This window comes from Enterobacter cloacae (genome assembly GCF_013375935.1).
In the GTDB taxonomy this organism is placed as follows: Bacteria; Pseudomonadota; Gammaproteobacteria; order Enterobacterales; family Enterobacteriaceae; genus Enterobacter; species Enterobacter pasteurii.
Window position 1 is genome coordinate 538,220 of record NZ_CP056117.1, and the last position, 25,477, is coordinate 563,696.

General features: G+C 56.1%; 29 protein-coding genes. 11 read left to right on the forward strand and 18 right to left on the reverse strand.

Features of this window, described 5'->3' with window-relative positions:
• Positions 1–2 precede the first annotated feature (2 nt).
• Complete coding sequence (locus tag HWQ14_RS02460; protein WP_148421912.1) at positions 3–1,340, forward strand: hemolysin family protein; 1,338 nt, start codon at positions 3–5, stop codon at positions 1,338–1,340.
• A gap of 73 nt (positions 1,341–1,413) precedes the next feature.
• Here HWQ14_RS02460 and HWQ14_RS02465 read toward each other — a convergent pair whose 3' ends face one another.
• Positions 1,414–1,620, reverse strand: a complete 207-nt coding sequence (locus HWQ14_RS02465) for a DUF1107 domain-containing protein (RefSeq protein ID WP_003856054.1) — start codon at positions 1,618–1,620, stop codon at positions 1,414–1,416.
• A gap of 323 nt (positions 1,621–1,943) precedes the next feature.
• On the opposite strand from HWQ14_RS02465, the gene HWQ14_RS02470 reads away from it, so the two are divergent.
• Entirely contained in the window at positions 1,944–2,501 is a 558-nt protein-coding gene (locus HWQ14_RS02470; RefSeq protein ID WP_176608883.1) for a YtfJ family protein, read from the forward strand.
• On the opposite strand, the gene cysQ is transcribed toward HWQ14_RS02470, so the two are convergent.
• Positions 2,495–3,235 carry a 3'(2'),5'-bisphosphate nucleotidase CysQ gene (gene cysQ / locus HWQ14_RS02475; protein ID WP_148421904.1) on the reverse strand — a complete coding sequence of 247 codons (741 nt, stop codon included), beginning with the start codon at positions 3,233–3,235 and terminating at the stop codon, positions 2,495–2,497. The genes HWQ14_RS02470 and cysQ overlap by 7 nt on opposite strands.
• Positions 3,236–3,426: 191 nt before the next feature.
• On the opposite strand from cysQ, the gene HWQ14_RS02480 reads away from it, so the two are divergent.
• Positions 3,427–5,370, forward strand: a complete 1,944-nt coding sequence (locus HWQ14_RS02480) for a bifunctional 2',3'-cyclic-nucleotide 2'-phosphodiesterase/3'-nucleotidase (protein WP_176608884.1) — start codon at positions 3,427–3,429, stop codon at positions 5,368–5,370.
• Positions 5,371–5,445: 75 nt separating this feature from the next.
• On the opposite strand, the gene HWQ14_RS02485 is transcribed toward HWQ14_RS02480, so the two are convergent.
• Positions 5,446–5,826 carry a winged helix-turn-helix transcriptional regulator gene (locus HWQ14_RS02485; RefSeq protein ID WP_176608885.1) on the reverse strand — a complete coding sequence of 127 codons (381 nt, stop codon included), beginning with the start codon at positions 5,824–5,826 and terminating at the stop codon, positions 5,446–5,448.
• A 90-nt stretch (positions 5,827–5,916) separates the two neighbouring features.
• Between HWQ14_RS02485 and HWQ14_RS02490 the strand changes: the two genes are divergently transcribed.
• From HWQ14_RS02490 to HWQ14_RS02500, 3 genes are all read left to right on the forward strand, one after another.
• The gene (locus HWQ14_RS02490; protein WP_176608886.1) at positions 5,917–6,765 is read left to right on the forward strand and encodes an SDR family oxidoreductase; all 849 of its coding nucleotides are present in this window, start codon (positions 5,917–5,919) and stop codon (positions 6,763–6,765) included.
• 81 nt (positions 6,766–6,846) lie between these two features.
• Complete coding sequence (locus HWQ14_RS02495; protein ID WP_176608887.1) at positions 6,847–7,671, forward strand: AraC family transcriptional regulator; 825 nt, start codon at positions 6,847–6,849, stop codon at positions 7,669–7,671.
• A 75-nt stretch (positions 7,672–7,746) separates the two neighbouring features.
• Positions 7,747–8,712 (forward strand): DMT family transporter, encoded by a 966-nt coding sequence (locus HWQ14_RS02500; RefSeq protein ID WP_148421959.1) that lies wholly within the window; start codon positions 7,747–7,749, stop codon positions 8,710–8,712.
• A gap of 37 nt (positions 8,713–8,749) precedes the next feature.
• On the opposite strand, the gene HWQ14_RS02505 is transcribed toward HWQ14_RS02500, so the two are convergent.
• Positions 8,750–10,399, reverse strand: a complete 1,650-nt coding sequence (locus tag HWQ14_RS02505) for a methyl-accepting chemotaxis protein (protein WP_176608888.1) — start codon at positions 10,397–10,399, stop codon at positions 8,750–8,752.
• A gap of 245 nt (positions 10,400–10,644) precedes the next feature.
• Between HWQ14_RS02505 and ytfE the strand changes: the two genes are divergently transcribed.
• Positions 10,645–11,307 carry an iron-sulfur cluster repair protein YtfE gene (gene ytfE / locus HWQ14_RS02510; protein WP_176608889.1) on the forward strand — a complete coding sequence of 221 codons (663 nt, stop codon included), beginning with the start codon at positions 10,645–10,647 and terminating at the stop codon, positions 11,305–11,307.
• Positions 11,308–11,391: 84 nt separating this feature from the next.
• On the opposite strand, the gene cycA is transcribed toward ytfE, so the two are convergent.
• Positions 11,392–12,801 carry a D-serine/D-alanine/glycine transporter gene (gene cycA / locus HWQ14_RS02515; RefSeq protein ID WP_176608890.1) on the reverse strand — a complete coding sequence of 470 codons (1,410 nt, stop codon included), beginning with the start codon at positions 12,799–12,801 and terminating at the stop codon, positions 11,392–11,394.
• A 314-nt stretch (positions 12,802–13,115) separates the two neighbouring features.
• Positions 13,116–13,736 (reverse strand): FKBP-type peptidyl-prolyl cis-trans isomerase, encoded by a 621-nt coding sequence (gene fklB / locus HWQ14_RS02520; protein ID WP_008502892.1) that lies wholly within the window; start codon positions 13,734–13,736, stop codon positions 13,116–13,118.
• Between the two features lie 231 nt (positions 13,737–13,967).
• Between fklB and HWQ14_RS02525 the strand changes: the two genes are divergently transcribed.
• Entirely contained in the window at positions 13,968–14,606 is a 639-nt protein-coding gene (locus HWQ14_RS02525; protein WP_176608891.1) for an OapA family protein, read from the forward strand.
• A 43-nt stretch (positions 14,607–14,649) separates the two neighbouring features.
• On the opposite strand, the gene HWQ14_RS02530 is transcribed toward HWQ14_RS02525, so the two are convergent.
• The 5 genes from HWQ14_RS02530 to rpsF all read right to left on the reverse strand — a co-directional run bounded on the left by HWQ14_RS02530 (position 14,650) and on the right by rpsF (position 17,171).
• Positions 14,650–15,579: a DMT family transporter gene (locus HWQ14_RS02530; RefSeq protein ID WP_176608892.1), complete on the reverse strand. Its 930-nt coding sequence runs from the start codon at positions 15,577–15,579 to the stop codon at positions 14,650–14,652.
• A gap of 152 nt (positions 15,580–15,731) precedes the next feature.
• The gene (gene rplI, locus HWQ14_RS02535) at positions 15,732–16,181 is read right to left on the reverse strand and encodes a 50S ribosomal protein L9 (RefSeq protein WP_006810372.1); all 450 of its coding nucleotides are present in this window, start codon (positions 16,179–16,181) and stop codon (positions 15,732–15,734) included.
• Positions 16,182–16,222: 41 nt separating this feature from the next.
• Positions 16,223–16,450, reverse strand: a complete 228-nt coding sequence (gene rpsR, locus HWQ14_RS02540; RefSeq protein WP_000135199.1) for a 30S ribosomal protein S18 — start codon at positions 16,448–16,450, stop codon at positions 16,223–16,225.
• 4 nt (positions 16,451–16,454) lie between these two features.
• Complete coding sequence (gene priB / locus HWQ14_RS02545; protein WP_003856035.1) at positions 16,455–16,769, reverse strand: primosomal replication protein N; 315 nt, start codon at positions 16,767–16,769, stop codon at positions 16,455–16,457.
• Positions 16,770–16,775: 6 nt separating this feature from the next.
• Positions 16,776–17,171, reverse strand: a complete 396-nt coding sequence (gene rpsF / locus HWQ14_RS02550; protein WP_003856034.1) for a 30S ribosomal protein S6 — start codon at positions 17,169–17,171, stop codon at positions 16,776–16,778.
• A 343-nt stretch (positions 17,172–17,514) separates the two neighbouring features.
• Between rpsF and yjfY the strand changes: the two genes are divergently transcribed.
• Positions 17,515–17,790, forward strand: a complete 276-nt coding sequence (yjfY, locus tag HWQ14_RS02555) for a DUF1471 family protein YjfY (protein ID WP_148421885.1) — start codon at positions 17,515–17,517, stop codon at positions 17,788–17,790.
• 132 nt (positions 17,791–17,922) lie between these two features.
• Here yjfY and HWQ14_RS02560 read toward each other — a convergent pair whose 3' ends face one another.
• Genes HWQ14_RS02560 through ulaA form a run of 6 tightly spaced genes read right to left on the reverse strand, consistent with a single transcriptional unit; the run spans position 17,923 to position 22,331 of the window.
• On the reverse strand, positions 17,923–18,609 hold the full coding sequence (locus HWQ14_RS02560) for an L-ribulose-5-phosphate 4-epimerase (protein ID WP_176608893.1): 687 nt from the start codon (positions 18,607–18,609) through the stop codon (positions 17,923–17,925).
• Positions 18,602–19,462, reverse strand: a complete 861-nt coding sequence (locus HWQ14_RS02565) for an L-ribulose-5-phosphate 3-epimerase (protein ID WP_176608894.1) — start codon at positions 19,460–19,462, stop codon at positions 18,602–18,604. The genes HWQ14_RS02560 and HWQ14_RS02565 overlap by 8 nt, the downstream gene beginning before the upstream one ends.
• A 9-nt stretch (positions 19,463–19,471) precedes the next feature.
• Entirely contained in the window at positions 19,472–20,122 is a 651-nt protein-coding gene (gene ulaD / locus HWQ14_RS02570; RefSeq protein ID WP_028015985.1) for a 3-keto-L-gulonate-6-phosphate decarboxylase UlaD, read from the reverse strand.
• 13 nt (positions 20,123–20,135) lie between these two features.
• Positions 20,136–20,603 carry a PTS ascorbate transporter subunit IIA gene (gene ulaC, locus HWQ14_RS02575; protein ID WP_003856024.1) on the reverse strand — a complete coding sequence of 156 codons (468 nt, stop codon included), beginning with the start codon at positions 20,601–20,603 and terminating at the stop codon, positions 20,136–20,138.
• 9 nt (positions 20,604–20,612) lie between these two features.
• Positions 20,613–20,918 (reverse strand): PTS ascorbate transporter subunit IIB, encoded by a 306-nt coding sequence (ulaB, locus tag HWQ14_RS02580; RefSeq protein ID WP_003856022.1) that lies wholly within the window; start codon positions 20,916–20,918, stop codon positions 20,613–20,615.
• Between the two features lie 12 nt (positions 20,919–20,930).
• The gene (gene ulaA / locus HWQ14_RS02585; protein ID WP_148421881.1) at positions 20,931–22,331 is read right to left on the reverse strand and encodes a PTS ascorbate transporter subunit IIC; all 1,401 of its coding nucleotides are present in this window, start codon (positions 22,329–22,331) and stop codon (positions 20,931–20,933) included.
• Positions 22,332–22,691: 360 nt separating this feature from the next.
• Here ulaA and ulaG point away from each other — a divergent pair, with 360 nt between their 5' ends.
• Together ulaG and ulaR are read left to right on the forward strand one after the other, a co-directional pair.
• Positions 22,692–23,756: an L-ascorbate 6-phosphate lactonase gene (gene ulaG, locus HWQ14_RS02590; protein ID WP_176608895.1), complete on the forward strand. Its 1,065-nt coding sequence runs from the start codon at positions 22,692–22,694 to the stop codon at positions 23,754–23,756.
• Between the two features lie 110 nt (positions 23,757–23,866).
• Entirely contained in the window at positions 23,867–24,622 is a 756-nt protein-coding gene (ulaR, locus tag HWQ14_RS02595) for an HTH-type transcriptional regulator UlaR (RefSeq protein ID WP_148421879.1), read from the forward strand.
• On the opposite strand, the gene yjfP is transcribed toward ulaR, so the two are convergent.
• Positions 24,619–25,341, reverse strand: coding sequence for an esterase (yjfP, locus tag HWQ14_RS02600; RefSeq protein WP_176608896.1), 723 nt, complete (start codon positions 25,339–25,341; stop codon positions 24,619–24,621). The genes ulaR and yjfP overlap by 4 nt on opposite strands.
• Between the last annotated feature and the right edge of the window lie 136 nt (positions 25,342–25,477).

Sequence of the window (25,477 nt, forward strand, 5' to 3'; positions counted from 1 at the left end):
CTATGTTAAACAGTATTTTAGTAATACTTTGTCTCATTGCCGTCAGCGCATTTTTCTCGATATCTGAGATCTCGCTGGCAGCCTCCCGTAAAATCAAACTGAAGCTGCTTGCCGACGAGGGCAACATCAACGCATCACGCATTCTGAAAATGCAGGAAAATCCCGGCATGTTCTTTACCGTGGTGCAGATTGGCCTGAACGCGGTCGCCATTCTTGGCGGTATCGTGGGCGATGCAGCATTCTCCCCGGCGTTTTATAGCCTCTTCGTTAACTACATGTCAGCAGAGCTGGCCGAGCAGCTGAGCTTCATCCTCTCCTTCTCGCTGGTCACCGGTTTGTTCATTTTGTTCGCGGACCTGACCCCGAAACGCATCGGTATGATTGCGCCAGAAGCCGTGGCTTTGCGTATCATCAACCCGATGCGCTTCTGTCTGTACGTCTTCCGCCCGCTGGTGTGGTTCTTTAACGGCCTGGCGAACGTCATTTTCCGCATCTTCAAGCTGCCGATGGTGCGTAAGGACGACATCACCTCCGACGATATTTATGCGGTGGTGGAAGCCGGCGCGCTGGCCGGCGTGCTGCGCAAGCAGGAACACGAACTTATTGAGAACGTGTTCGAACTGGAATCCCGTACCGTTCCCTCTTCCATGACCGGCCGTGAAAACATCATCTGGTTCGATCTGCATGAAGATGAGCAGAGCCTGAAGACCAAGGTGGCGCAGCATCCGCACTCCAAGTTCCTGGTCTGTAACGAAGATATTGACCATATCATCGGCTATGTTGACTCCAAAGACCTGCTGAACCGCGTGCTGGCGAACCAGAGTCTGGCGCTGAACAGCGGCGTGCAGATCCGCAACACCCTCATTGTGCCGGATACCCTGACGCTCTCCGAAGCGCTGGAAAGTTTCAAAACCGCCGGGGAAGACTTTGCGGTGATCATGAATGAGTACGCGCTGGTGGTAGGTATTATTACCCTCAACGACGTCATGACGACGCTGATGGGCGACCTGGTCGGCCAGGGGCTGGAAGAGCAAATTGTGCAGCGTGACGAGAACTCATGGCTGATCGACGGCGGTACGCCGATTGAAGACGTGATGCGCGTGCTGGATATCGACGAGTTCCCGCAGTCCGGAAACTACGAGACCATCGGCGGCTTTATGATGTTTATGCTGCGTAAAATCCCGAAACGCACCGACTCGGTGAAGTTCTCAGGCTACAAGTTTGAAGTGGTGGATATCGATAACTACCGCATCGACCAGCTGCTGGTGACGCGTATTGACAGCAAGCCGACCGTGCTGGTGCCGAAATTGCCGGACGCGGAAGAGAAGGTGTCGGCGTAATAGCTCATATACCCTAAATACATCAACGGCTCCCATCGGGAGCCGTCTTTTTAACTACTGCATAGCACGTTGGTTAAGCCATCTCAGTCTGCAGACGCATAACCTGGCGGTTGACTTCGGACATCACAGACAGGTGCTGTTTGTCCTTCACTTTCGGGATAAGGATTTTCCCCTTATCGAACTCAAAAGCGCCAACATCCTTGATGTACAACCGTCCACGGAACAGGATCTTCACGTACTTCGCCACCTGAAGCGGGTTGTAGCGTTGGAAAATTTTCATTCTTGTATCTCCTGTGAATCATACGCTCTTGCGGTGCCACAATCGGCCCGACTGTCCTGAGCGCAAATTTTGATGCCCAATGACTATAGACCAGAACCTCGTACTTACCCAGTGTGCATAAGTTTATTTACCGTTTGATTACAATTATTCAGAATAATCTTTGCAAACCGTGATGCAGAGCAGTATATGCCGTCGTTTTTGCAAGGATATGTGCGTTCGCCCGCAAACTGGCATCGGGATTGCGGGAAAAGCCCATTGATCGCACTTATGATTAAAGCGCATGACCAAGTGGTCGGATCACCTGCTCACAATAAGGAAACACCATGACCCTACGTAACATCCTGGCAGCAGCTTGCCTGTTGCTGCCTCTGATGGCATCCGCACATAACATTGAAAAAGGACAACGCGTTCCGCCCGTCGGCATTGCTGACCGGGGAGAATTGATTCTCGACAATGATAAGTTTAGCTATAAAGCCTGGAATAGCGCGCAGCTCGCGGGCAAAGTGAGAGTTGTACAACATATTGCCGGTCGTACATCCGCAAAAGAGAAAAACGCGACACTCGTGGAGGCGATCAAGTCAGCAAAATTCCCTCACGACCGCTACCAGACCACCACCATCGTGAACACCGACGATGCCATTCCCGGCTCCGGGATGTTTGTGCGTTCAAGCCTGGAGAGCAATAAGAAGCTCTATCCGTGGTCGCAGTTTATTGTCGACAGCAACGGCGTGACGCGTAAGGCCTGGCAGCTGGAAGAAGAGAGTTCAGCGGTTATCGTACTGGATAAAGAGGGCCGCGTAGCGTGGGTCAAAGACGGCGCGCTGACCCAGGATGAGGTGCAGCAGGTGGTTGCCCTGCTGCACAAGCTGCTGGCTCAGTAAAGTGATACCCGGAAGCCCGGGTTCAGGAATGACTCGCGCGGGGTGTAGTCCAGCGGCTTGCCCTGCCAGTCATGCACATGCGCACCGGCCGCAGCGGCAACGGCATGGCCCGCTGCGGTATCCCAGACGTTCGTTGGCCCGAAACGGGGGTACAGCTGCGCCTGCCCTTCCGCCACCAGGCAGAACTTCAGCGACGAGCCAATCGACGTGGTCTGATGTTCGCCCAGCTGCTGCAGGTACTCCTCCAGCTCGCTGTCGCTGTGCGAGCGACTGATCACCACCAGCGGTGGACGCGCGTCGCGCACCTGAATCTGCTTACGTACCCCGCACTCTTCCTTCCAGGCCTTGCCTTCCGCCGCGCTGTACATCACCTTCATCACCGGAGCGTAAACCACGCCCAGCACCGCTTTCCCGTTTTCAATCAGGGCGATGTTCACAGTAAATTCACCGTTACGCTTGATGAACTCTTTGGTGCCGTCGAGCGGATCCACCAGCCAGTAACGCTGCCAGTGCTGACGTTCGTCCCAGCTCTGGGGCGCTTCTTCGGAAAGCACCGGGATGTCCGGCGTCAGCGCCTGTAAGCCTTTCAGGATCACCGCATGCGCCGCGATATCCGCCGCCGTAACCGGAGAGTCGTCCGCCTTGCTGACAACGTCCATCGGCTGCGCACCGTCGTACACCTGCATGATCGCATCACCCGCATCCCGTGCGAGCTGACAAATCTTATCTAACATTCTCCACCTCTTCGTTAACGCAGTGGGCATAACTTATTGTTTTAGTTATATCGTAATGTGAACAATTCCGCTATCTGTGAAGCAATTCTGGTTTCAGGGGCCTTTTTTCTGGCAGCATTCACACTTCTGTAAGCAATAAAATATACATACATATTCTTTTGTGGCTTGGATCGAAAAAAAGGACTCCTCAGATGATTAAGTTTAGCGCAACGCTCCTGGCAACGCTGATTGCGGCAGGCGTTCAGGCAGCGACGGTGGATCTCCGCATTCTGGAAACCACCGATCTGCATGGCAACATGATGGACTTCGATTACTACAAAGATACCCCAACCGAAAAATTCGGCCTGGTGCGCACGGCAAGCCTGATTAACGCCGCTCGCGGTGAGATAAAAAACAGCGTGCTGGTGGACAACGGCGATTTGATTCAGGGCAGCCCGCTCGGCGATTACATGGCGGCGAAGGGGCTGAAGAACGGTGAGATCCACCCGGTCTATAAGGCGATGAATACGCTGGACTATGCCGTCGGCAACCTGGGCAATCACGAATTTAATTACGGGCTTAAATACCTGCACGACGCGCTGGCAGGGGCTAAATTCCCGTACGTTAACGCCAATATCATCGACGTTAAAACCCAGAAGCCGCTGTTTACCCCTTATCTGATTAAAGAGACCGACGCCGTCGATCGGGACGGTAAAAAACAGACGCTGAAAATCGGCTATATCGGCTTTGTACCACCGCAGATCATGACGTGGGATAAAGCCAACCTCGACGGTAAAGTGACCGTCAACGATATTACCGAAACCGCGCGTAAGTACGTGCCGGAGATGCGCGCGAAAGGCGCAGACCTGGTGGTGGTTGTCGCCCACTCGGGCCTCTCCGCCGACCCGTATCAGGCGATGGCCGAAAACTCCGTTTACTACCTCAGCCAGGTGCCGGGCGTCGATGCGATCCTGTTCGGCCACGCCCACGCGGTCTTTCCGGGCAAAGATTTCGCCGGAATCAAAGGCGCAGACATCGAAAAAGGCACGCTCAACGGCGTACCGTCCGTGATGCCGGGCATGTGGGGCGATCATCTTGGCGTGGTGGATCTGGTGCTGAATAACGACGGCGGAAGCTGGAAAGTCACGCAGTCGAAAGCGCAAGCGCGTCCGATTTATGACGTCGCCGCGAAAAAATCCCTGGCCGCAGAAGATAAACCGCTGGTCGAGGTGCTGAAGCACGATCACGACGCCACGCGTGAATTTGTCAGCAAGCCGATCGGTAAATCAGCCGACAACATGTACAGCTTCCTGGCGCTGGTTCAGGATGACCCGACCGTGCAGGTGGTAAACATGGCGCAGAAAGCCTACGCCGAACACTTTATTCAGGGCGACCCGGACCTGGCAAAACTGCCGGTGCTGTCTGCCGCCGCGCCGTTCAAGGTGGGCGGCCGCAAGAACGATCCGGCCAGCTACGTTGAGGTGGAAAAAGGCCAGTTGACCTTCCGCAACGCCGCCGACCTCTATCTTTATCCCAACACCCTCGTCGTGGTGAAGGCCACGGGGAAAGAGGTGAAGGAGTGGCTGGAGTGCTCCGCCGGGCAGTTTAACCAGATCGACCCGCACAGCAGCAAGCCGCAGTCGCTGATTAACTGGGACGGCTTCCGCACCTACAACTTCGACGTGATCGACGGCGTGGAGTATCAGATTGATGTAACCCAGCCCGCCAGATATGACGGCGAGTGCCAGACGATAAACCCGCAGGCGGAGCGCATCAAAAACCTGACCTTCAACGGTAAGGCCATTGACCCGAATGCGACCTTCCTGGTGGTGACCAATAACTATCGCGCCTATGGCGGTAAGTTCGCCGGAACGGGCGACAGCCATATCGCCTTTGCGTCCCCGGACGAGAACCGCTCGGTGCTGGCGGCGTGGATCGGCGCAGAGTCTAAAAAAGCGGGTGAAATTCATCCGGCGGTGGATAACAACTGGCGTCTGGCGCCCATCCACAGCGACACAACGCTGGATATTCGCTTTGAGACCTCACCGTCCGATAAGGCAGCCGCGTTTATTCAGGATAAAGCCCAGTATCCGATGAAAAAGGTCGCGACGGATGACGTTGGCTTTGCGATTTATCAGGTGGATTTGAGCAGGTAAAAGCAAAACGGCAACGCACGTTGCCGTTTTTAACGTTTGTTCCCTCTCCCGCGGGAGAGGGTCAGGCTGAGGGCATCAGGCCGCGCGCTCGTCCCGGTTCGCCAGCACCTGCGGCGTATTCACCTCAATCCAGTCCGCCAGCGCGACCACTTTCTCGCTTACCTCAACGCCCAGCGGCGTCAGGCTATACTCCACATGCGGCGGCACGACCGGATACGAGACGCGATCGACAAATCCGTCCTGCTCCAGCGCCTGAAGCGACTGGGCCAGCATCTTCTCGCTGACGCCGCCCATCTTGCGGCGCAAGTCGCTGAAGCGGTGCGTGCCCTCGCGTAATGCCACCAGGATCAGCACGCCCCAGCGGCTGGTTACGTGTTTGAGCACGTCCCGGGAGGGGCACTGTTCGGCAAAAAGATTCCCGTCACGCATTTGCTCGGTGAGCATTGGTATCGTCATTTTAATACTTACCTTTTTGTACGTACTTACTAAAAGTTAGTTATGGTGCTAGTGTGCCACAACACCAGACAAACACGAAGGAGATTCATCATGATCGCAATTACCGGCGCTACCGGCCAGCTTGGCAAACTCGTTATTGAACAGCTTCTGAAAACCGTTCCGGCCAGCCAGATTGTGGCTATCGTGCGTAACCCGGCGAAAGCCGACGCGTTGAGTCAGCAGGGGCTCGACGTGCGTCAGGCGGACTACACCGATGAAGCTGCCTTCACCACCGCGCTGAACGGCGTGGATAAACTGCTGCTCATCTCCTCCAGCGAAGTGGGCCAGCGCGCCGTACAGCATCAGAACGTGATTAACGCTGCCAAAGCGGCAGGCGTGAAGTTCATCGCCTACACCAGCCTGCTGCACGCGGATAACTCCCCGCTGGGCCTGCACGCAGAGCACGTTGAAACCGAAAATGCGCTGGCGGCCTCCGGCGTGCCTTATGCCCTGCTGCGCAACGGCTGGTATACCGAAAACTATCTGGCGAGCGCGCCGCCAGCCCTCGAGCACGGCGTGTTTATTGGCGCGGCGGGTGACGGCAAAATAGCCTCCGCGACCCGTGCGGATTACGCGGCGGCAGCGGCGAAAGTCATTTCTGAAGAGGGCCATGCAGGCAAGGTCTACGAGCTGGCGGGCGACCACGGCTGGACGCTGAGCGAGCTGGCGGCGGAACTGAGCAGGCAGAGCGGCAAGCCGGTGGCTTATCAGAACCTGAGCGAAGCGGATTTCGCCGCCGCGCTGAAGGGCGCAGGGCTGCCTGCCGGGCTGGCGGATATGCTGGCGGACTCCGACACGGGCGCGTCCAGAGGCGGCCTGTTTGACGACAGCCGTACCCTGAGCAGGCTGATTGGCCGTCCGACGACGCCGCTGGCGGAAAGCATCAAAGCCATTCTGTAATTGTTAAGAATCGGTTATTTTTTGTGGCATCCCCCTGGGTCATCTCTGATAATGAAGCGATGACCCACAAGGAGGCTCACCGTGCAAGGCGTACCGGAACAGTTTACTGATGAGAGAGACAGCGCGCGCTTTCGCCATCTGGCGCAGCTGCCCGGTCTTGAGCTTTATCATGCCCATATCTCTGACTACGCCTTCGAGCCTCATACCCATGAAGCCTTCGGCATCGGCACCATCGAAACCGGTGCCGAGCGCTTTCGCTATCGCGGGACCCAGCATCTCGCCGCTGAAAAATCCGTTGTCACCATGAACCCGGACGAGATCCACACCGGAGAGTCTGCAACCGAGGGCGGCTGGCGCTATCGGATGGTCTATCTCGAACCCGATCTGCTGGAGGAGGTCACCGGCCTGCGCCACTGGTGGTTTAGCGACGTAACCCGCCATGACCCGCTGCGCTCGCAGCAAATCGGCCAGCTGATTTACGGCCTGTGGCATACGGACGATCCGCTGGCACAGAAGGGGTTATTGCTGGATTTGATTCAGACTTTTCAGCCGCTGGCCCACCATGCGCCGGTCGTTAACGAAGGCGCGCACCGCTTCGAACGCGTTCGCGACTATCTGCACGATAACTATATGCGCTCGCTTACCCTGGACGAGCTGGCCAACGTCGTCTCGCTCAGCCCGTACCATTTTCAGCGTCAGTTCAAAGCCCATTTTCACGTCACCCCGCATCAGATGCTGATGGCCATTCGCCTGTGGCGCGCCAAAGCGCTCCTTACGCACGGCATGCCTGCCGCCGAAGTGGCCGCCGCAACGGGGCTGACCGATCAGTCGCACCTGACCCGCGCCTTTACCCGCCGCTACGGCATTACGCCCGTGCGCTACCAGAAGCAGGTTGCCAGGCGCTGATGCGCAATCTCATACAATACGCGCGCGCGTCCGCCTCCTACACTGGTTACAAAATGAATCACTGTGGATGAGAAGATGATTAGCGGCGTGTTGTATGCCCTGCTTGCGGGTTTAATGTGGGGGCTGATTTTCGTTGGCCCGCTGATTGTGCCGGAGTATCCGGCGATATTGCAGTCTACCGGACGCTATCTGGCGCTGGGGCTGATTGCCGTGCCGCTGGCGTGGCTGGGACGCGCGCGCTTGCGCCAGCTTGGTCGTCAGGACTGGGGCACCGCGCTGGCGCTGACTATGATGGGCAATCTCATCTATTACGTTTGTCTGGCAAGCGCCATTCAGCGCACCGGCGCGCCGGTTTCCACCATGATTATCGGTACGCTGCCGGTCGTGATCCCGGTTTTCGCGAACCTGCTTTACAGCCAGCGTGACGGCAGGCTGGCGTGGTCAAAAATGGCGCCGGCGCTGGCCTGCACCGCTGTGGGGCTGGTGTGCGTTAATATCGCCGAGCTGCGCCACGGTCTGGAGGATTTCAGCTTGTGGCGCTACGGTTCGGGTATCCTGTTAGCGTTCATCTCGGTGGCGTGCTGGGCCTGGTATGCCCTGCGCAACGCGCGCTGGCTGCGGGAGAACCCGGACAAACACCCGATGATGTGGGCCACGGCGCAGGCGCTGGTGACGCTCCCCGTCTCGTTAGTGGGCTATGTCGGCGCGTGTATCTGGCTGGGCAGCCAGCAGCCGGCGTTTACCCTGCCCTTTGGGCCGCGCCCGTGGGTGTTCGTCGGGCTGATGGTAGCCATTGCCGTGCTGTGTTCATGGGTAGGCGCGCTGTGCTGGAACGTGGCCAGCCAGAAGCTGCCGACGGTGATCTTGGGGCCGCTGATTGTCTTCGAAACCCTGGCCGGGCTGCTCTATACCTTCCTGATGCGCCAAAGCGTGCCGCCGCTGTTAACGGCCTGCGGGATCGCGCTGCTGGTCCTTGGGGTGGTGATTGCGGTGAGGGCGAAGCCGGAAAAACCGAGGGTCGTTCCGGCTTCGGAGACGTGATTTTGCCGGGTGGCGCGAACGCCTACCCGGCACCGGGTTAAAACGTTTCCCAGTTCGCTTCAGACGCCGACGCTACGGGCTGCGCCCTGGCTGCAACGCTTTTCACCGGGGCTGCCTTCACCGCCTGGCTGCGGGTAATTTTAAATACCGCCACCGCTTCGTTAAGGCGCGCCGCCTGGTCTTCCAGGGCTGCCGCCGCTGCCGCAGACTCCTCCACCAGCGAGGCGTTCTGCTGGGTGACGCGATCCATCTCCGCCACGGCCTGACCTACCTGGTCGATACCGCGGCTCTGCTCGTCGGACGCAGAAGCAATCTCGCCCATAATGTCCGTTACGCGCGTAACCGCACTGACGATTTCCGCCATCGTCGCGCCCGCCTCATTCACCAGCTGAGAGCCTGCGTTCACGCGCTCGCCAGAATCGTCGATTAGCGCTTTGATCTCTTTCGCCGCCTGAGCGCTGCGCTGGGCCAGAGTACGCACTTCGCCCGCAACCACCGCAAAGCCGCGGCCCTGTTCGCCCGCGCGCGCGGCTTCTACCGCCGCGTTCAGCGCCAGGATGTTGGTCTGGAAGGCAATACCGTCGATCACGTTGGTGATCTGCGCTATTTTGCTGGAGCTGGTGGCGATTTCATCCATTGTGCGCACCACGCCTTCCACCACGTTCCCACCCTTCTTCGCGGTGGAGGAGGCATCCAGCGCCAGACGGGAAGCCTGACGCGCGTTATCGGCGTTTTGCTTCACGGTAGCGGTCAGTTGCTCCATGCTGGCGGCGGTTTCTTCCAGCGACGCGGCCTGCTGCTCGGTACGGGAAGAGAGATCGTTACTGCCGGCAGAAATTTCACCCGCGCCGGTGTAGATGGTGTCTGCGCCTTCACGCACCACGCCCACCGTGTTGGCCAGCGCGGTTTGCATCTCCTGGACGTTACGCGCCAGGATCGCCATTTCGTTTTTCCCCTCAGCCTGAACGGTCTGGGTTAAATCCCCTGCTGCAATGGCGCGGATGTGGTTAATCACCTCTTCCAGCGGCAGCAGCAGCACGCGGCGCATCGCAACCCAGCTGGAAATAATCACCGCGATCACCAGCAGCATCACCGCAGAAAGGATCCACAGAATGCGCTTGTAGTCGCTTTCATTGTCCTTGATGCCTTTCGCGGTAAGCGCGGCCTGTGCCTCACGCCACTCGTGATAGACCTTCTGCATCGCGGTCTGTTTCTGCTCCGCATTTTGCTTGAACATATCTTCCAGATTACCCTGGCCCAGCAGGACGTTCATTTGCGTCAGCGTGGCGGAGTAAATGCGGTACTGTTCTTCCAGCCTGTCGGCCAGGCGCTCATCCAGCCCCGGGGTTTCCGGCAGCGCGTAGTAGGTATCGTAGTGGGCCTGCGCGTCGGCCAGCAGGTTTTTCGTGGTATTCACCAGCTCGTTCAGCTGGCCGCCGTTGATTTGGGAAGCCATGCTGCTTTGCAGGCGCAGCATGCCGCGGTTCAGGGTGACGCGCGCCTGGTTCAGGCTAATCCATGCATCGGTAAACTCCGCCACGTTCTGGCTGGAAACCTGAGAAACGGTGAAGTTCTCTTTATCGTTATTGAGCGCGTTAATGAAAATGCCGGCGGAGATCAGTTGCATAATGCCGAGCACAAGCAGCACCGAAATCAGAAGAGTAATCACTTTTATACGTTTAAACATGCGTTGCCTTTTTATATGCAGGTTTGTCTGACGTGTATCTATCGGCACGCGCGGCGGGTTGTTTACTGTTTCTCCACCTTTAAAAACTTTCTAAAGCCCTTTTCTGCATTCAATCAGCAGCTTAAAAGCGCTCTTTTTTTTTGTGAGCGCCCTCTCATTTTTACCCTTGCCACTAAAGGGTTATAGTATCGGCTTAAAGATGTATTTAAAATGCATCTTATATTACTGATGATGAGGTAACGACTATGGCCTTCCGCGATCAACCCCTGGGCGAGCTGGCGCTCTCCATCCCTCGCGCTTCTGCGCTGTTCCGCAAATACGACATGGATTACTGCTGCGGCGGTAAGCAAACGCTGGCGCGTGCAGCGTCGCGTAAAGAGCTGGACGTGGAGGCTATCGAAGCGGAGCTGGCGCTGCTGGCCGAACAGCCTGTCGATAAAGACTGGCGCACCGCGCCGCTTGCTGAAATCATCGACCATATCATCGTGCGTTACCACGATCGTCACCGCGAACAGCTGCCGGAGCTAATTTTGCAGGCGACCAAAGTCGAGCGCGTTCACGCCGACAAACCCTCCGTACCGCGCGGTCTGGCAAAATACCTGACCATGCTGCACGAAGAACTTTCCAGCCACATGATGAAAGAAGAGCAGATCCTCTTCCCGATGATTAAACAGGGAATGGGTAGCCAGGCGATGGGGCCTATAAGCGTGATGGAAAGCGAGCATGATGACGCCGGCGAGCTGCTGGAAGTGATCAAACACACCACCAACAACGTCACCCCGCCGCCAGAAGCGTGCACCACCTGGAAAGCCCTGTACAACGGCATTAACGAGACGATCGACGATCTGATGGAACACATCAGTCTTGAGAATAACGTTCTGTTCCCGCGTGCACTGGCCGGGGAATAAAAAAGGCCGCTGCGGCCTGATGCCCCCTCCCACGGGGAGAGGGAGCAAAAACTAAAAACGGCAACCGACGTTGCCGTTTTGCTTTTACCTTACGCCCGCCATACGTTTCTTACCGATAAACAGCCAGCCCAGCCCCAGCGCGATAAACCACAGCGGGGTGACGATCAGCGCCTGACGGGTATCTTCTTCCAGCGTCAGCAGCACCAGCACGAAGACGAAGAACGCCATGCATACCCAGCACATCAGCTTGCCCAGCGGCATCTTGTAGATCGACTTCTCATGCAGGTGTGGACGCTGTTTGCGGTACACCAGGTACGAGCACAGGATGATGGTCCAGACGAACATGAACAGGATCGCAGAGACAGTGGTAATCATGGTGAATGCGCCAATCACGCTCGGGTTGACGTAGAGCATCACCACGCCGCCCAGCAGGCAAATGCAGGAGAAGGTCAGCCCCTTCGCCGGTACCGCGCGTTTAGAGAGTTTGGCAAACGCGCTCGGGGCAACGCCTTCCTGCGCCAGGCCGAACAGCATGCGGCTGGTGGAGAACACGCCGCTGTTCGCCGATGAAGCCGCGGAGGTTAGCACCACAAAGTTAATCAGGCTCGCCGCCGCCGGCAGGCCGACCAGCACGAACAGCTCGACGAACGGGCTCTTCGTTGGCACTACCGAACTCCACGGCGTCACGGACATGATGATAATCAGCGCGAACACGTAGAACATGATGATACGCAGCGGAATGGAGTTGATCGCGCGCGGCAGGGATTTCTCCGGATCTTTGGTTTCCGCCGCCGTGGTACCGACCAGCTCAATGCCTACAAACGCGAATACCGCAATCTGGAACCCGGCAAAGAAGCCGCTAATGCCTTTCGGGAACCAGCCGCCGTCATTCCACAGATGGGCAAACGACGCCTGAACGCCGGTTGGCGACTGGAAGTGCGTCAGCACCATCACCAGCCCGACGACAATCAGCGCGATGATGGCGACGATTTTGATCATCGCGAACCAGAACTCCATCTCACCGAACATTTTAACGGTGGCGAGGTTGAGGCTCAGCAGCAGAATTATCACCGCCAGCGAGGCTACCCAGTCCGACAGGCCGGGGAACCAGAACTGTGCGTAAGCCGTAATGGCAACGACGTCCGCCATACCGGTAACGACCCAGCAGAACCAGTAGGTCCAGCCGGTAAAATAGCCCGCCCACGGGCCGAGCAGATCCGACGCGAAATCGCTGAAGGATTTGTATTCGAGATTCGAGAGCAGCAGTTCGCCCATTGCGCGCATCACGAAAAAGAGCATAAAGCCGATGATCATATAAACGAAGATGATCGACGGCCCGGCAAGACTGATGGTTTTGCCCGAGCCCATAAACAGCCCGGTGCCGATGGCGCCCCCAATGGCAATAAGCTGAATGTGACGGTTTGTGAGATTACGCCGTAGCGACTGTTCAGATGTCGCCTCTTCTGCGGCGGCGACTTTGACCTGATCTACCATGTTATATTTTCCTGTTTATGCCTGTCTGTGTTGTTAAGGCTCTGTTGGCCTTTAAATACGCCAAATAAATGACGGTCCCTTTGTAAGGGCTTATCGATAGTAGGTAAGAATCGGCGGGATGAATACTATGAATTGAATATTATGTTAATAATATGTTGAAAGTGAGTGTCATATCACTCATACAGCGCGAAACAGCTCACAAAAATACACGCAACAGTTTCGTTTGCAACATAAAATGTTGATTCCGTCGTAACTATAGGTTTTATCGCTATTTTCCTCTCCCCGTGCTGAGAGAGGAAAATAAGAAAAGCCGATTACAGGATTTCCAGCAGCTCGACTTCAAACACCAGGGTGCTGAACGGCGGAATGGACGCGCCAGCGCCGCGCTCGCCGTAAGCCAGGTTATGAGGGATAGTCAGTTCCCATTTGGAGCCTACTGGCATCAGGGTTAATGCTTCGATCCAGCCAGCGATAACGCCGTTAACCGGGAACTCAGCCGGTTCGCCGCGCGCTACGGAGCTGTCGAACACGGTACCGTCAATCAGCTTACCGGTGTAGTGGACGCGAACGTGGTCGGTACGAGCCGGGATTGCGCCGTCACCCTGGTTGATCACGCGGAACTGCAGGCCAGACTCGGTGCTGTTCACGCCTTCACGCTCGCGGTTCTCTTCCAGATATTTCACGCCTTCTGCCGCCATCTCTTCGAAACGCGCGCGACGTACGGCGTCAGCACGTTCGTGGATTTCACGCAGCGCACGGTGCACAACGTCTACCGGCACGGCAGGCTGCTTGCCTTCCAGCGCATCAGCGATACCCGCCACCAGCGCTTCCGGTAACAGACCTTCCAGGCCGGATTCGCTCAGCTGCTGTCCTACCTGCAAGCCGATGCCGTAGCTTGCCTGCGCTTCGATAGTGTCAAAAGTCGGGGTGGTCATGGGTTTTCCTTCCATCACATTTAAAGTAGCGGGCAGCATATCAGCCATGCCCTTATGGGTAAAACTTTGTCTTAAGTAAAGGTGACAAACTGCGGCGAAACGGAAACAATAGTAGCCGTCAGGATTTTCCCGAATATATGTCACGAAAGCTGGCTTTGTTACGCCCATCAGGCAGTTAGCAAACTACACTTCTCAGGACAGGATAAAAAGACGCGGAGCAGGAGGAGAGCCATGCCCGGGCGATTTGAACTGAAACCTACCCTGGCGAAAATCTGGCATGCGCCGGATAACTTTCGCATCATGGACCCGCTGCCGCCTTTGCACCGCAGGGGCATTATCATTGGCGCGCTGCTGATCGTCATCGGCTTCCTGCTTCCTTCCGGCGGTGACAGCGGTGATACCGCGCCGGTTAGCCGGAATGCCGAGCTGGATATTCAGTCGCAAAGCCGGCCGCAGCTCGATTCACAGCCGATGCAGACGCAGCTGGTTACGCCATCTAACGATCCGGGCCAGGTTGCGCCAGTTGAGCCTGAGCCCGTTCAGGACGATCAGGAGCAGGCCGCCGCCCCTTCTGAACCGCAGGCTCAACAGCCTACCGGCATCGAGCAGCAGTGGCGCTCGTATCGCGTCGAGTCGGGGAAAACCCTTGCCCAACTATTCCGCGACCACAATCTGCCCGCGACGGACGTGTATGCCATGGCGCAAGTCGAAGGGGCAGGCAAGCCGCTCAGCAACCTGCAAAATGGTCAGATGGTGCAGATCCGCCAGAATGCCAGCGGCGTGGTGACCGGGCTGACGATTGATACCGGGAACGGCCAGCAGGTGCTGTTTACCCGCCAGCCGGACGGCAGCTTTATCAGAGCACGGTAGTTTGCAGGCCGGGTAAGGCAACGCCGTTACCCGGCAATAATTCTCAGGCGCTCCGCTTATTTACCCACCATATCCCCGAACAGACCAGCACCAGCGCAATCGCGTATTTGATGTCCAGAATGTTTTCGCCGAGAAAAATAGCGGAGAGCACCGTCCCTGCCACGGGGATGACAAAGTTGAACGGGGCAATCATGCTTACGCGGTTCACCTTCAGCAGCGCGCTCCACAGGGCGAACGCCACCGATGAAAGCAGCGTCAGATAGCCCAGCACGGCGGCGGCCTTCATGCTGTGCACTTCCAGCGTCCCGCCCGTAGCATAGCCACCCGCAACCAGTGCCGCCCCGCCTATCCCCAGCTGCCAGCCGGTCATCACCGTCGGGTCAACGGTCTGGGAGATCCGTTTTCCGTAAAGCGTGGCGGCAGAGAGAATAAAGGCCGCCAGCACCACGAAACCGTCACCTTGCCAGACAAACTGGAAATCACTCAACCCGCTGTGGAAGTTTACCAGCATCACCCCGGCAAACCCGAGAATGCAGCCCAGCGTTTTGTTATAGCTGAGCTTGTCGTTGTGATAGATAAAGTGCGCCAGCAGCACGCTGAAGAAGGTGCCGGTGGCGTTCATGATGGAGCCATTCACGCCCGTCGTGTAGGCCAGGCCAATATAAAAGAAGGTGTACTGAATGGTGGTCTGAGTCAGCCCGAGGATCGTTAGCTGGCCAAACTGCGTGGGGGTGAGCCTGCCAATCGGTTTTCGCTGGGCCAGGGCAAACAGCAGCAGTAGCGCACCGGCAAACAGAAAACGGTATCCGGCAAACACCACCTTGGACGGGATATCATCGGTCGCGATCTGAAAGAGTTCGTAGCCACTTTTTATGGCCGGGTACGAGCTACCCCAAAGCAGACAGCAGAGCGTGGCGCAGGCATAGGCCACATTTCGACGGGCAAAGACGGGCGTGGGTAGAGCGGTGTCCATGACTAATCTCATAAATAAAATTGCGTTTCAATTTATTATCAGAGAATGCGTCAGGAATAGCGACCTTACAAGAGCAAAAGATGATGCAGGGTCACGCTAAAAAGCAAAACGCCGGCACAGGGCCGGCGCTTCGACGTGAGCAGAGTAAAAAATTACTCAGCTACAACGTTAACAACCAGTTTAGCGAACACTTCGCTGTGAACCTGGAAGTCAACTTCGTGCTCACCAGTGGTACGCAGAACGCCGTTCGGCATGCGAACTTCGCTCTTAGCCACTTTAACGCCTGCTGCAGTTACTGCATCAGCGATATCGCGGGTACCGATGGAACCGAACAGTTTACCTTCGTCGCCAGCTTTAGACGCGATAGTAACGGTGCCCAGTGCGTTGATTGCTTCAGCGCGAGCGTTAGCAGCCGCCAGAACGTCAGCCAGTTTGGCTTCCAGTTCAGCACGACGTGCTTCGAAAAACTCTACGTTTTTCTTAGTAGCTGGAACAGCTTTACCCTGTGGTACCAGGAAGTTACGAGCGTAACCCGCTTTAACGTTTACCTGATCACCCAGGCTGCCCAGGTTTGCTACTTTATCAAGCAGAATAACTTGCATTACCTTATCCTCTTAAAGTCGTATTAATGGACCGTGCCCGATTACTGATGACGATCAGTGTACGGCAGCAGAGACAGGTAGCGAGCGCGTTTGATAGCGCGAGCCAGCTGACGCTGATATTTTGCACGAGTACCGGTGATACGGCTTGGGACAATCTTACCGCTTTCGGTGATGTAGTTTTTCAGCGTTGCGATATCTTTATAGTCGATCTCTTGAACGCCTTCCGCGGTGAAACGGCAGAACTTGCGACGACGGAAATAACGTGCCATATGGCTAGTCTCCAGAATCTATCAAATCAATCTGCTCGGCATGCAGAACCATTTTGCTCAGACCGTTCTTTGCCTTGTGGCAAGAAATGAACCCCTGAACGATTACTGCGCTACCGACCGTTAAACTGTGAGTAATGGCCTGGTTTTCGTGTCCGCTAATAATTACGGGCATTTGGCACCACGCCTGCCGGTGAAACCCGGCTTCCTCTTGCACAGAACGATGCTCAAGCACGAACTGGCAATGCGGAATTCCTGATGGACTGACCTTTCGAAGGGGGGTCCTGCACACGGTACCGGACAACACCAGACGGTTGGTCATCAGAAATTACTCTTCAGAATCCCCAGCATCAGAATCATCTGCGGTTTCGTTTGCGAAATCATCGCGACGTTCACGACGCTCGTCTTTCGCTTTAACCATCGGAGATGCTTCGGTAACTGCGTGCTTAGTACGCATAACCATGCTGCGGATAACGGCATCGTTGAAGCGGAAGGTAGTTTCCAGCTCATCGATCACTTCCTGCGGAGCTTCAACGTTCATCAGAACGTAGTGAGCTTTGTGCAGTTTGTTGATCGGGTAAGCCAGCTGACGGCGGCCCCAGTCTTCCAGACGGTGGATCGTGCCTTCTGCACCAGTGATGGCAGCAGAGTAACGCTCGATCATGCCCGGAACCTGTTCGCTCTGGTCAGGGTGGACCATAAAAACGATTTCGTAATGACGCATCGAATTGCTCCTTACGGATTATTCAGCCTCCTGTCTGGGTCAGCCGAGGCCCGGGGAGGCAAGGAACGTGTTAAAGGTCGGCTGAAAAATTGACGCGTCATAATACTTGCGCCCCCCGGAAACTCAAGCTGATTGCACAAATAATTCGCACAAAGCGCGAAGCGGGTCTAAGTGGGTGATTTAAAATCGCTCATATCTGAAGTGCTGTTTTTTTGAACAACACCATCAGAAATGGTCACTCATCGCTGACAGAGAAGCGATTACACTTTAAGCAAAGACCATATAAACCGGGAAGGAGAGCAGCAACCGTATTACCGCAGCATGCAGTCGTGGAGCGCAAATCATGAAAAACATCGCAATCGCCATTATGGCTGCGCTTTTGCTCAGTGCAAACGCGATGGCAGCCATCAGGATAGACAGCCAGCAGGCCAGAAACATGGATGATGTGCAGAGCTTAGGCGTAATTTACATCAATCATAACTTCGCCACCGAAAGTGAAGCAGATCGGGCGCTTAATGAAGAAACCGACGCCCGGGGCGCAAAATACTATCACGTCATGCTGACGCGTGAGCCCGGCAGCAACGGCAATATGCACGCCAGTGCAGATATTTACCAATAACGCTTTATCGCCAGCACCAGGAAAGCCAACGAGACAGAGCAACAACCAGCCAGCCCCCTGCACGGGGGCTTTTTTATGAATGGCTCCGGAATACCACCGGTTACAGCTGTTTCGGTATCCCAGAGCGCATATTTACTTCTGCCCGTAATAGGCATTCGGGCCGTGCTTACGCGTGAAATGCTTGTTCATCAAATAATCATCAATGCCCTGAAGCTGTGGGTCAATGCCGCGGGCAATCCACGCCATTCTTGCCACCTCTTCCATCACCACCGCGTTATGCACGGCGTCGTGCGCATCCTTACCCCAGGAGAACGGACCGTGCTGGTACACCACAATACCCGGCGTATGCAGCGGTTCCGTCTCCCCCAGCGTTTCGATAATCACCCTGCCGGTGTTGAGCTCGTACTCGCCTTCCACCTCAGCCTGCGTTAGTGCTCGCGTGCACGGAATGTCTCCGAAGAAGTAGTCCGCGTGCGTCGTGCCCAGCGCCGGGATGGCCAGGCCAGCCTGCGCCCAGGCAGTGGCGTGCGTAGAATGCGTGTGCACGACACCGCCCAGCGACGGATAACGCTGGTAGAGCGCCAGATGGGTAGCCGTATCCGAAGAAGGACGCCACTTGCCCTCAATCACGTTTCCTTCGAGGTCGACCACCACCATATCGTCTGCTTTCATGGCGTCATATGCCACGCCGCTCGGCTTAATCACCACCAGCCCCTGCTCGCGATCGATGGCGCTCACGTTGCCCCAGGTAAACGTCACCAGGCCATAGCGCGGAAGATCCAGATTAGCCTCAAAGACCTGCTGCTTCAGCTTACGCATGTTCCGCCTCCAGTAAGCCTGCCCGCGCCATGCGCTCGCGCACCCAGTCCCGGGCTTTCGCCACTTCCGCCGCCGGATCGTCCGAGGTTTCGCTCCACATCTCAATCAGGTAAGGCCCGCAATAACCTGTCTGTTTGAGCGTCTCAAAGCAACGTTCGAAATCCACTACCCCGGTGCCGAACGGCACATTTTTAAACACGCCGGGACGGGTGTCCTTGACGTGCACCGCCACGATATGCCCGATGCCCGCCTGTAGCTCCATCTGCACGTCGTTATCCCATGCCGACAGGTTGCCGATATCCGGATAGAGCTGGAACCACGGGTTATTCAGATAGTGCGCGTAGCCCAGCGCCTTGCTGATGGAGTTCATCAACGGGTAGTCCATGATCTCCATTGCCAGCGTCACCTGCGCGCGGCTTGCCATGTCGACGCTCTCTTTCAGGCCGTCACGAAAACGACGCCGCGTTTCGTCGTTGGCCTCCTGATAGTAAACATCGTAACCCGCCAGCTGGATCACGCGGATGCCGACATCCTGCGCAAAGCGGATAGCTTTCCGCATGATCTCCAGCCCCTGCGCGCGCACGGCATCATCTTCGCTGCCGAGAGGAAAGCGGCGATGAGCGCTCAGGCACATGGACGGCACGCGCACGCCGGTCTCGGCAATGGCGCTCACCAGCGCCAGACGCTGTTCGCGGCTCCAGTCCAGGCGCGAAAGGCGCTCGTCCGTCTCATCCATGGACATTTCGACAAAATCAAAGCCCAGCCGCTTCGCCAGCTGTAGCCGCTCCAGCCAGCACTCCCCCGCCGGGAGTGCCTTTTCATAGATGCCAAGCGGGACCTGTTTTGACAACATACCCGCTCCTTAGCCCCAAAGCTGAGCGATTGAGCGTTTGAACTGGCGCGCCGCTTCCACCGGAGACGCCGCGTCGCGAATGCTACGACCGGCAATAAAGACGTGAATTGGAATACCCTTGAACAGCGGCAGATCTTCCAGCGCCAGGCCACCGGTTACGGTCACCTTGAAGCCCATATCGGCCAGGCGTTTGATCGCGCTGATATCGGCTTCGCCCCACGCCACGCCGGCGGCCTGCGCATCACGGCTGCGGTGATAAACCACCTGCTGGATGCCCGCCTCGCGCCACTCCTGCGCCTGCTCCCAGGTCCAGAAACCGGTCAGTTCAATCTGCACGTCGCCGTTGAACTCTTTTGCCACGTCCAGCGCGCCTTTGGCCGTGTTGATATCCGCGCAGCAGATGACGGTGACCCAGTCGGCGTTGGCTTCAAAACACATGCGTGAGAGAATTTTGCCCGCATCGGCGATTTTGGCATCCGCCAGCACGATTTTGTGCGGATAGAGCGCTTTCAGGTCGCGAACCGCGCGAACGCCCTCGCCCACGCACAGAATGGTACCCACTTCGATAATATCTACCTCTTCCGCAATCAGGCGGGTGGTTTCGTAGGCGTGAGACAGAGTCTGGTTATCCAGCGCGACCTGCAACATTGGTAATGACATTTTCAATTCCCTCTTAAACTGCCGCCGCAGTGGCGTTATCAATTAAATCCAGCACGTCCTGCGCGGTACGGCAGGCGCGTAAACGGTCAAAATTAGCTTCATCATCAAACAGGTTAACAATCTGCATGATGCCCACCTCCTGGTGGGTATTGGCATCTACGGCCGCCATGGTGATCAGGATGTCGACCGGGTCGTTATCTTCGTGGTTGAACACCAGCGGGGTTTTCAGCGTCACCAGCGCAAAGCCGGTTTTCTTGACTCCCTCTTCCGGACGGCCATGCGGCATTGCGAGGCCCGGGGCAATCACAAAGTACGGGCCGTGCTGCGCCACGCCATCCAGAATGGCCTGGTAATAACGCGGCTCGACAACGTCCGCCTTGACCAGCAGATCCACGCTCAGCTTCACCGCTTCCTGCCAGGTGCTGGCTTCGGCCTGTAGAAGAATGGAGTTATTCTCTGCCAGCGAATCACGTAGCTTCATGTGTCGCCCTCACTTCACGTCTTGTGGGAAGTGTTCTTTGATCACTTCCAGCAGTTTTGGCCCGAAATCCGCAGGCGACAGCATGTTGCGCACGCCTACCACATATTTGTTGCCCGACACGCTGATCTCACCGGCAATGTGAGTTGAAGCGATAATGATGTCCGCGCCGTTCAGTTCACTTTTGTATTCACCCACTGCGCAGCTGTTCACCGTGTGGTCAATGTTTGACTGGGTTAAAAACTGGTCCACTTTCATTTTCATGATCATGGAGCTTCCTTGCCCATTGCCACACACAGCCAGGATACGTACGGTCATAATCGAAACTCCTTAGTGAGCAGAAACTTCTGCTGTTTGTTTTTCCGCATCTTCTTCAGCCCGCAGCGAACGGCCAGCGAAGAACATATAAGTCAGTGCAATCAGGATGATGACGGTCATAAAGGCCAGCCCGACGGAGGCAAAGCCCTGCATCATTGGCGGTGCCAGAATTGACCAGTCCGCCATGCCCATCCAGGCGCTCATACCGGTGAGCTTGACCGCCCACACGCAACCAAAGATTTCAACCATGCCCATGACCAGGCAGATCTTGAGCGCCGCGCGCCAGCCGCCGAAGTGGTTAGCAAACACGCCGATAGTGGCGTTGGAGAAGAACATCGGGATAAAGCCAGGAATAATCAGGATGGAGGAGCCGCAGCCCACCAGGATGCCAACTGCAATCAGCTGGCCAATGGTGCCCCACATGAACCCCCACACGACGGCGTTTGGCGCAAAGCTATAGATAGCCGCACAGTCAATCGCCAGCACCGCGCCAGGGATCAGGCGCTGAGAGATACCGTTGAACGCTTCAGACAGCTCGGCGACGAACATACGCACGCCCTGAGTGATGATGAAAATAGCCACGGCAAAGGAGAAACCGGTTTGCAGGATATAGACCGTCCAGTGGGTTTTACCCGCCATCGCCTGCACCACGTCAATGCCGAAGGAGAGGAGAATGGCCCCGAAGAAGATAGTCATTACAATCGCCGTTGAGACGATGTTGTCGTGGAAGATGTTCAGCCAGCCCGGCAGCTTGAGGTCTTCAACGCTCTCCTCTTTTTTGCCCAGATACGGCGCAACTTTGTAAGCTATCCATGAAGCGAACTGCTGCTGGTGACCGATGGAGAAGCCGCAGCCGTCAGTGACCTCCTGCGTTGGCTTGTACATCATGTTGGAGGTAATGCCCCAGTAAAGTGAGACCAGCACAGCGGTGCAGATAACCGTGGTCCACATTGGGTAGCCAAAGATATAGAGCGAAACCGCAATCAGCCCCGCCTGCTGGAACATGATGTGCCCGGTGAGCATGATGGTGCGAATACCGGTGATGCGCCGCAGGAGCACATAAATAATGTTCAGCGCCAGCGCCAGCAGTACCGCATATCCAACCCAGCTGTACGCATCCCCCATGCGATCGATAGTGGCCATCATGGACGCGTAGGTATCAGAGATGGCGCCGTTAATGCCGTACACCTCCGACATTTTGGCAACCACCGGCTTAAAGGTGCTGGTCAGAATGCCAGACCCCGCCTGCAGCAGCATAAAACCAATGATGGTTTTGATGGTGCCTTTGATAATCACGCTGACGCTTTTGCGCAGCAGGATGTACCCCAGGCACGTCACGATACCCAGCAACAGCGGGGCGTTGGTCATTACCTGATTAAAGAAAACGGTAAAGACGTTGTAGAGGATCTCCATAACTCTCTCCAGAAAATGAGAACACGCGGGGCAATCCCTGCGTGGTTGGTGCCTTCACTCTATTAATCACAAATAATCACCACAAGATTGCATTTGATTATTTGTGACGTATCACGCAATTTATTTCCCTGGTATCAGTAATGATTTTCACTACCGATTAAAGAACATTAATTAATTCTTAAAATTCAGCATATTAATGATAATTAGAGGTTATCTTAACAATGCTAAACGGTATTTACCGTGATGCGGCGAGGGGAATTTTCCGCAAGATAGTCATTGCAAACCGATTCAAACAGTGCCAACATTAATCACAACACGTCACAACATGATTATTTTTGATTAAAAGCAGGAGCTAAACCGATGAGTAAAGTGAAAACCATCACCCGTGAGTCATGGATTCTGAGCACCTTTCCGGAGTGGGGTAGCTGGCTGAACGAAGAGATTGAGCAGGAACAGGTTGCTCCCGGCACGTTTGCAATGTGGTGGCTGGGCTGCACCGGTATCTGGCTGAAATCTGAAGGCGGCGCCAATATTTGCGTCGATTTCTGGTGCGGCACCGGTAAACAGAGCCACGGCAATCCGCTGATGAAAAAAGGCCACCAGATGCAGCGCATGGCCGGCGTGGAAAAACTTCAGCCGAACCTGCGTACCACGCCGTTTGTTCTTGATCCTTTTGCCATTCGCCAGATCGATGCCGTTCTTTCTACCCACGATCATAACGATCACATTGATGTGAACGTGGCGGCAGCGGTAATGCAAAACTGCGCTGACGACGTGCCGTTTATCGGGCCGCAGACGTGCGTGGATTTATGGATTGGCTGGGGAGTGCCAAAAGAGCGCTGCATCGTGATGAAACCTGGCGACGTGGTCAAAATCAAAGACGTTGAAATTCATGCGCTGGATGCCTTCGACCGCACTGCGCTGATTACCCTGCCCGCCAACCAGAAAGCCGCCGGCGTACTGCCAGACGGCATGGACGAGCGTGCGGTGAACTACCTGTTCAAAACCCCCGGCGGTTCCCTGTATCACAGCGGTGACTCCCACTACTCCAACTATTACGCGAAGCACGGTAACGAGCATCAGATTGACGTGGCGCTCGGCTCTTACGGTGAAAACCCGCGCGGTATTACCGACAAAATGACCAGCGCGGATATGCTGCGCATGGCGGAGGCGCTGAATACCAAAGTGGTGATCCCGTTCCACCACGATATCTGGTCGAATTTCCAGGCCGACCCGCAAGAGATCCGCGTTCTGTGGGAGATGAAAAAAGATCGTCTCAAGTATGGCTTCAAGCCGTTTATCTGGCAGGTTGGCGGCAAGTTCACCTGGCCGCTGGACAAAGATAATCTTGAGTACCACTACCCGCGTGGCTTCGATGATTGCTTTACTATTGAGCCAGATCTGCCGTTCAAGTCCTTCCTCTGATTGTGAAGCCAAATCGCCAGACCCTGTGTCTGGCGATGTCGTATTTCTTTTAGTAATTTCACGCTATTTCAAATATCATCTTTTCAAATCAATTCTTATCGGAATAGCTCATGACGGAAGCGCAACGGCATCAAATTTTACTGGAACTCCTGGCGCAAACCGGGTTTATCACCGTCGAGAAAGTGATCGAACGTTTAGGGATCTCCCCCGCCACCGCGCGGCGGGACATCAACAAGCTGGATGAGAGCGGCAAGCTGAAAAAAGTCCGCAACGGCGCAGAGGCCATTAGCCAGCAGCGTCCACGCTGGACGCCGATGAACATCCACCAGGCGCAGAATCACGATGAAAAGGTGCGGATTGCCCGGGCAGCGTCACAGCTGGTGAACCCCGGTGAAAGCGTCGTGATCAACTGTGGCTCAACGGCATTTCTGCTGGGTCGGGAGATGTGCGGCAAGCCGGTGCAAATCATTACCAACTATCTGCCGCTGGCCAACTATCTCATTGACCAGGAACATGAAAGCGTGGTGATCATGGGCGGCCAGTACAACAAGAGCCAGTCCATTACCCTCAGCCCGCAGGACAGTGAAAACAGCCTCTACGCCGGGCACTGGATGTTTACCAGCGGCAAGGGGCTGACCGCAGAAGGTCTCTATAAGACGGATATGCTCACCGCCATGGCGGAACAAAATATGCTTAACGTGGTGGGCAAGCTGGTGGTGCTGGTGGACAGCAGCAAGGTCGGTGAGCGCGCCGGGATGCTTTTCAGCCGCGCCGAGCAAATCAGCATGGTGATCACCGGCAAAAACGCCAACCCTGATATCCTCAGCAAGCTTGAGGATCAGGGCGTTAAGGTGCTTCGCGTCTAAAGATGCTGGCGGAAAAATGCGACGGTCGCATCCAGCGCCGCGGGCGTAATGCGGTGCCGGACGCCGGCTCCCCACAGGCAGGTCAGATTGCCATCCAGCCCTTCGCGCTGTAGCGCCTGCTGCAGACGGAACGTCTCGCCGGGCGGGACCACGTCGTCAGCATCGCCATGCCACAGCAGCAGCGGGCGATCGGCCAGCTGCGGGAGCGCATGGCTGACGTCCCACTCGGATAGCAAAGCCTCAATCTCCTGAGGCGCCTGCGGCGGAAACAGCGTCTTAGCCAGTGACGAAAAATAACCCGACCCCATCAGGCACGCCACGGACTTCACTCCAGGATGTCGGGCCATGATCCCCAGCGCCGTCATTCCGCCCATCGATGCGCCCGCTACCCCCAGCCGTTGCCCCTCCACCAGCCCGCCCGACAGGAGCGCGTCGCGCAGCCCGGCGAACTCGGTCAAGCTGCCGTGCAGCGTTTGCCAGAACAGCCCCTGCCGCGCCTGTTCATCACCCGTAAAGCGGGCGCCATGATTTGGCGCATCAGGCATGACTACACGAAAACCGGCCTGCGCCAGCGCTACGGCAAAATAGCTGTAGACCAGCTTAGAGGAGAGAAAGCCGTGATAAAAAACCACCGTCGGCAACGGTTGTTCAGCTTTACCTGTCGGAAATGCATGAATGATTTCATGGTCAACAAGGCGCCGGGTTTCAATTTCAATCATTGTCGATCCTGAACTGATGAATGATTCATAATGTTGAGAGCTGGATTACGGTTTCGCGATATTTTCATTCGAAATCTACGCCCCAGATAACACTTCGGGAACATTCCCCCAAAACTAAATTCGCAGACAACTACAC

Bases quoted from the DNA above. Each gene is read 5' to 3' on its own strand.
- ulaB (WP_003856022.1), bottom strand. From the start codon at position 20,918: ATGACCGTACGTATCCTGGCTGTGTGTGGCAATGGGCAAGGAAGCTCC.
- HWQ14_RS02470 (WP_176608883.1), top strand. From the start codon at position 1,944: ATGACCCTACGTAACATCCTGGCAGCAGCTTGCCTGTTGCTGCCTCTG.
- ytfE (WP_176608889.1), top strand. From the start codon at position 10,645: ATGGCCTTCCGCGATCAACCCCTGGGCGAGCTGGCGCTCTCCATCCCT.
- HWQ14_RS02490 (WP_176608886.1), top strand. From the start codon at position 5,917: ATGATCGCAATTACCGGCGCTACCGGCCAGCTTGGCAAACTCGTTATT.
- HWQ14_RS02460 (WP_148421912.1), top strand. From the start codon at position 3: ATGTTAAACAGTATTTTAGTAATACTTTGTCTCATTGCCGTCAGCGCA.
- ulaG (WP_176608895.1), top strand. From the start codon at position 22,692: ATGAGTAAAGTGAAAACCATCACCCGTGAGTCATGGATTCTGAGCACC.
- ulaC (WP_003856024.1), bottom strand. From the start codon at position 20,603: ATGAAGCTACGTGATTCGCTGGCAGAGAATAACTCCATTCTTCTACAG.
- HWQ14_RS02525 (WP_176608891.1), top strand. From the start codon at position 13,968: ATGCCCGGGCGATTTGAACTGAAACCTACCCTGGCGAAAATCTGGCAT.
- rpsR (WP_000135199.1), bottom strand. From the start codon at position 16,450: ATGGCACGTTATTTCCGTCGTCGCAAGTTCTGCCGTTTCACCGCGGAA.
- HWQ14_RS02480 (WP_176608884.1), top strand. From the start codon at position 3,427: ATGATTAAGTTTAGCGCAACGCTCCTGGCAACGCTGATTGCGGCAGGC.
- cycA (WP_176608890.1), bottom strand. From the start codon at position 12,801: ATGGTAGATCAGGTCAAAGTCGCCGCCGCAGAAGAGGCGACATCTGAA.
- fklB (WP_008502892.1), bottom strand. From the start codon at position 13,736: ATGACCACCCCGACTTTTGACACTATCGAAGCGCAGGCAAGCTACGGC.
- ulaR (WP_148421879.1), top strand. From the start codon at position 23,867: ATGACGGAAGCGCAACGGCATCAAATTTTACTGGAACTCCTGGCGCAA.
- rpsF (WP_003856034.1), bottom strand. From the start codon at position 17,171: ATGCGTCATTACGAAATCGTTTTTATGGTCCACCCTGACCAGAGCGAA.
- HWQ14_RS02485 (WP_176608885.1), bottom strand. From the start codon at position 5,826: ATGACGATACCAATGCTCACCGAGCAAATGCGTGACGGGAATCTTTTT.
- yjfP (WP_176608896.1), bottom strand. From the start codon at position 25,341: ATGATTGAAATTGAAACCCGGCGCCTTGTTGACCATGAAATCATTCAT.
- yjfY (WP_148421885.1), top strand. From the start codon at position 17,515: ATGAAAAACATCGCAATCGCCATTATGGCTGCGCTTTTGCTCAGTGCA.
- priB (WP_003856035.1), bottom strand. From the start codon at position 16,769: ATGACCAACCGTCTGGTGTTGTCCGGTACCGTGTGCAGGACCCCCCTT.
- ulaD (WP_028015985.1), bottom strand. From the start codon at position 20,122: ATGTCATTACCAATGTTGCAGGTCGCGCTGGATAACCAGACTCTGTCT.
- HWQ14_RS02560 (WP_176608893.1), bottom strand. From the start codon at position 18,609: ATGCGTAAGCTGAAGCAGCAGGTCTTTGAGGCTAATCTGGATCTTCCG.
- HWQ14_RS02465 (WP_003856054.1), bottom strand. From the start codon at position 1,620: ATGAAAATTTTCCAACGCTACAACCCGCTTCAGGTGGCGAAGTACGTG.
- HWQ14_RS02500 (WP_148421959.1), top strand. From the start codon at position 7,747: ATGATTAGCGGCGTGTTGTATGCCCTGCTTGCGGGTTTAATGTGGGGG.
- HWQ14_RS02530 (WP_176608892.1), bottom strand. From the start codon at position 15,579: ATGGACACCGCTCTACCCACGCCCGTCTTTGCCCGTCGAAATGTGGCC.
- ulaA (WP_148421881.1), bottom strand. From the start codon at position 22,331: ATGGAGATCCTCTACAACGTCTTTACCGTTTTCTTTAATCAGGTAATG.
- rplI (WP_006810372.1), bottom strand. From the start codon at position 16,181: ATGCAAGTTATTCTGCTTGATAAAGTAGCAAACCTGGGCAGCCTGGGT.
- cysQ (WP_148421904.1), bottom strand. From the start codon at position 3,235: ATGTTAGATAAGATTTGTCAGCTCGCACGGGATGCGGGTGATGCGATC.
- HWQ14_RS02565 (WP_176608894.1), bottom strand. From the start codon at position 19,462: ATGTTGTCAAAACAGGTCCCGCTTGGCATCTATGAAAAGGCACTCCCG.
- HWQ14_RS02505 (WP_176608888.1), bottom strand. From the start codon at position 10,399: ATGTTTAAACGTATAAAAGTGATTACTCTTCTGATTTCGGTGCTGCTT.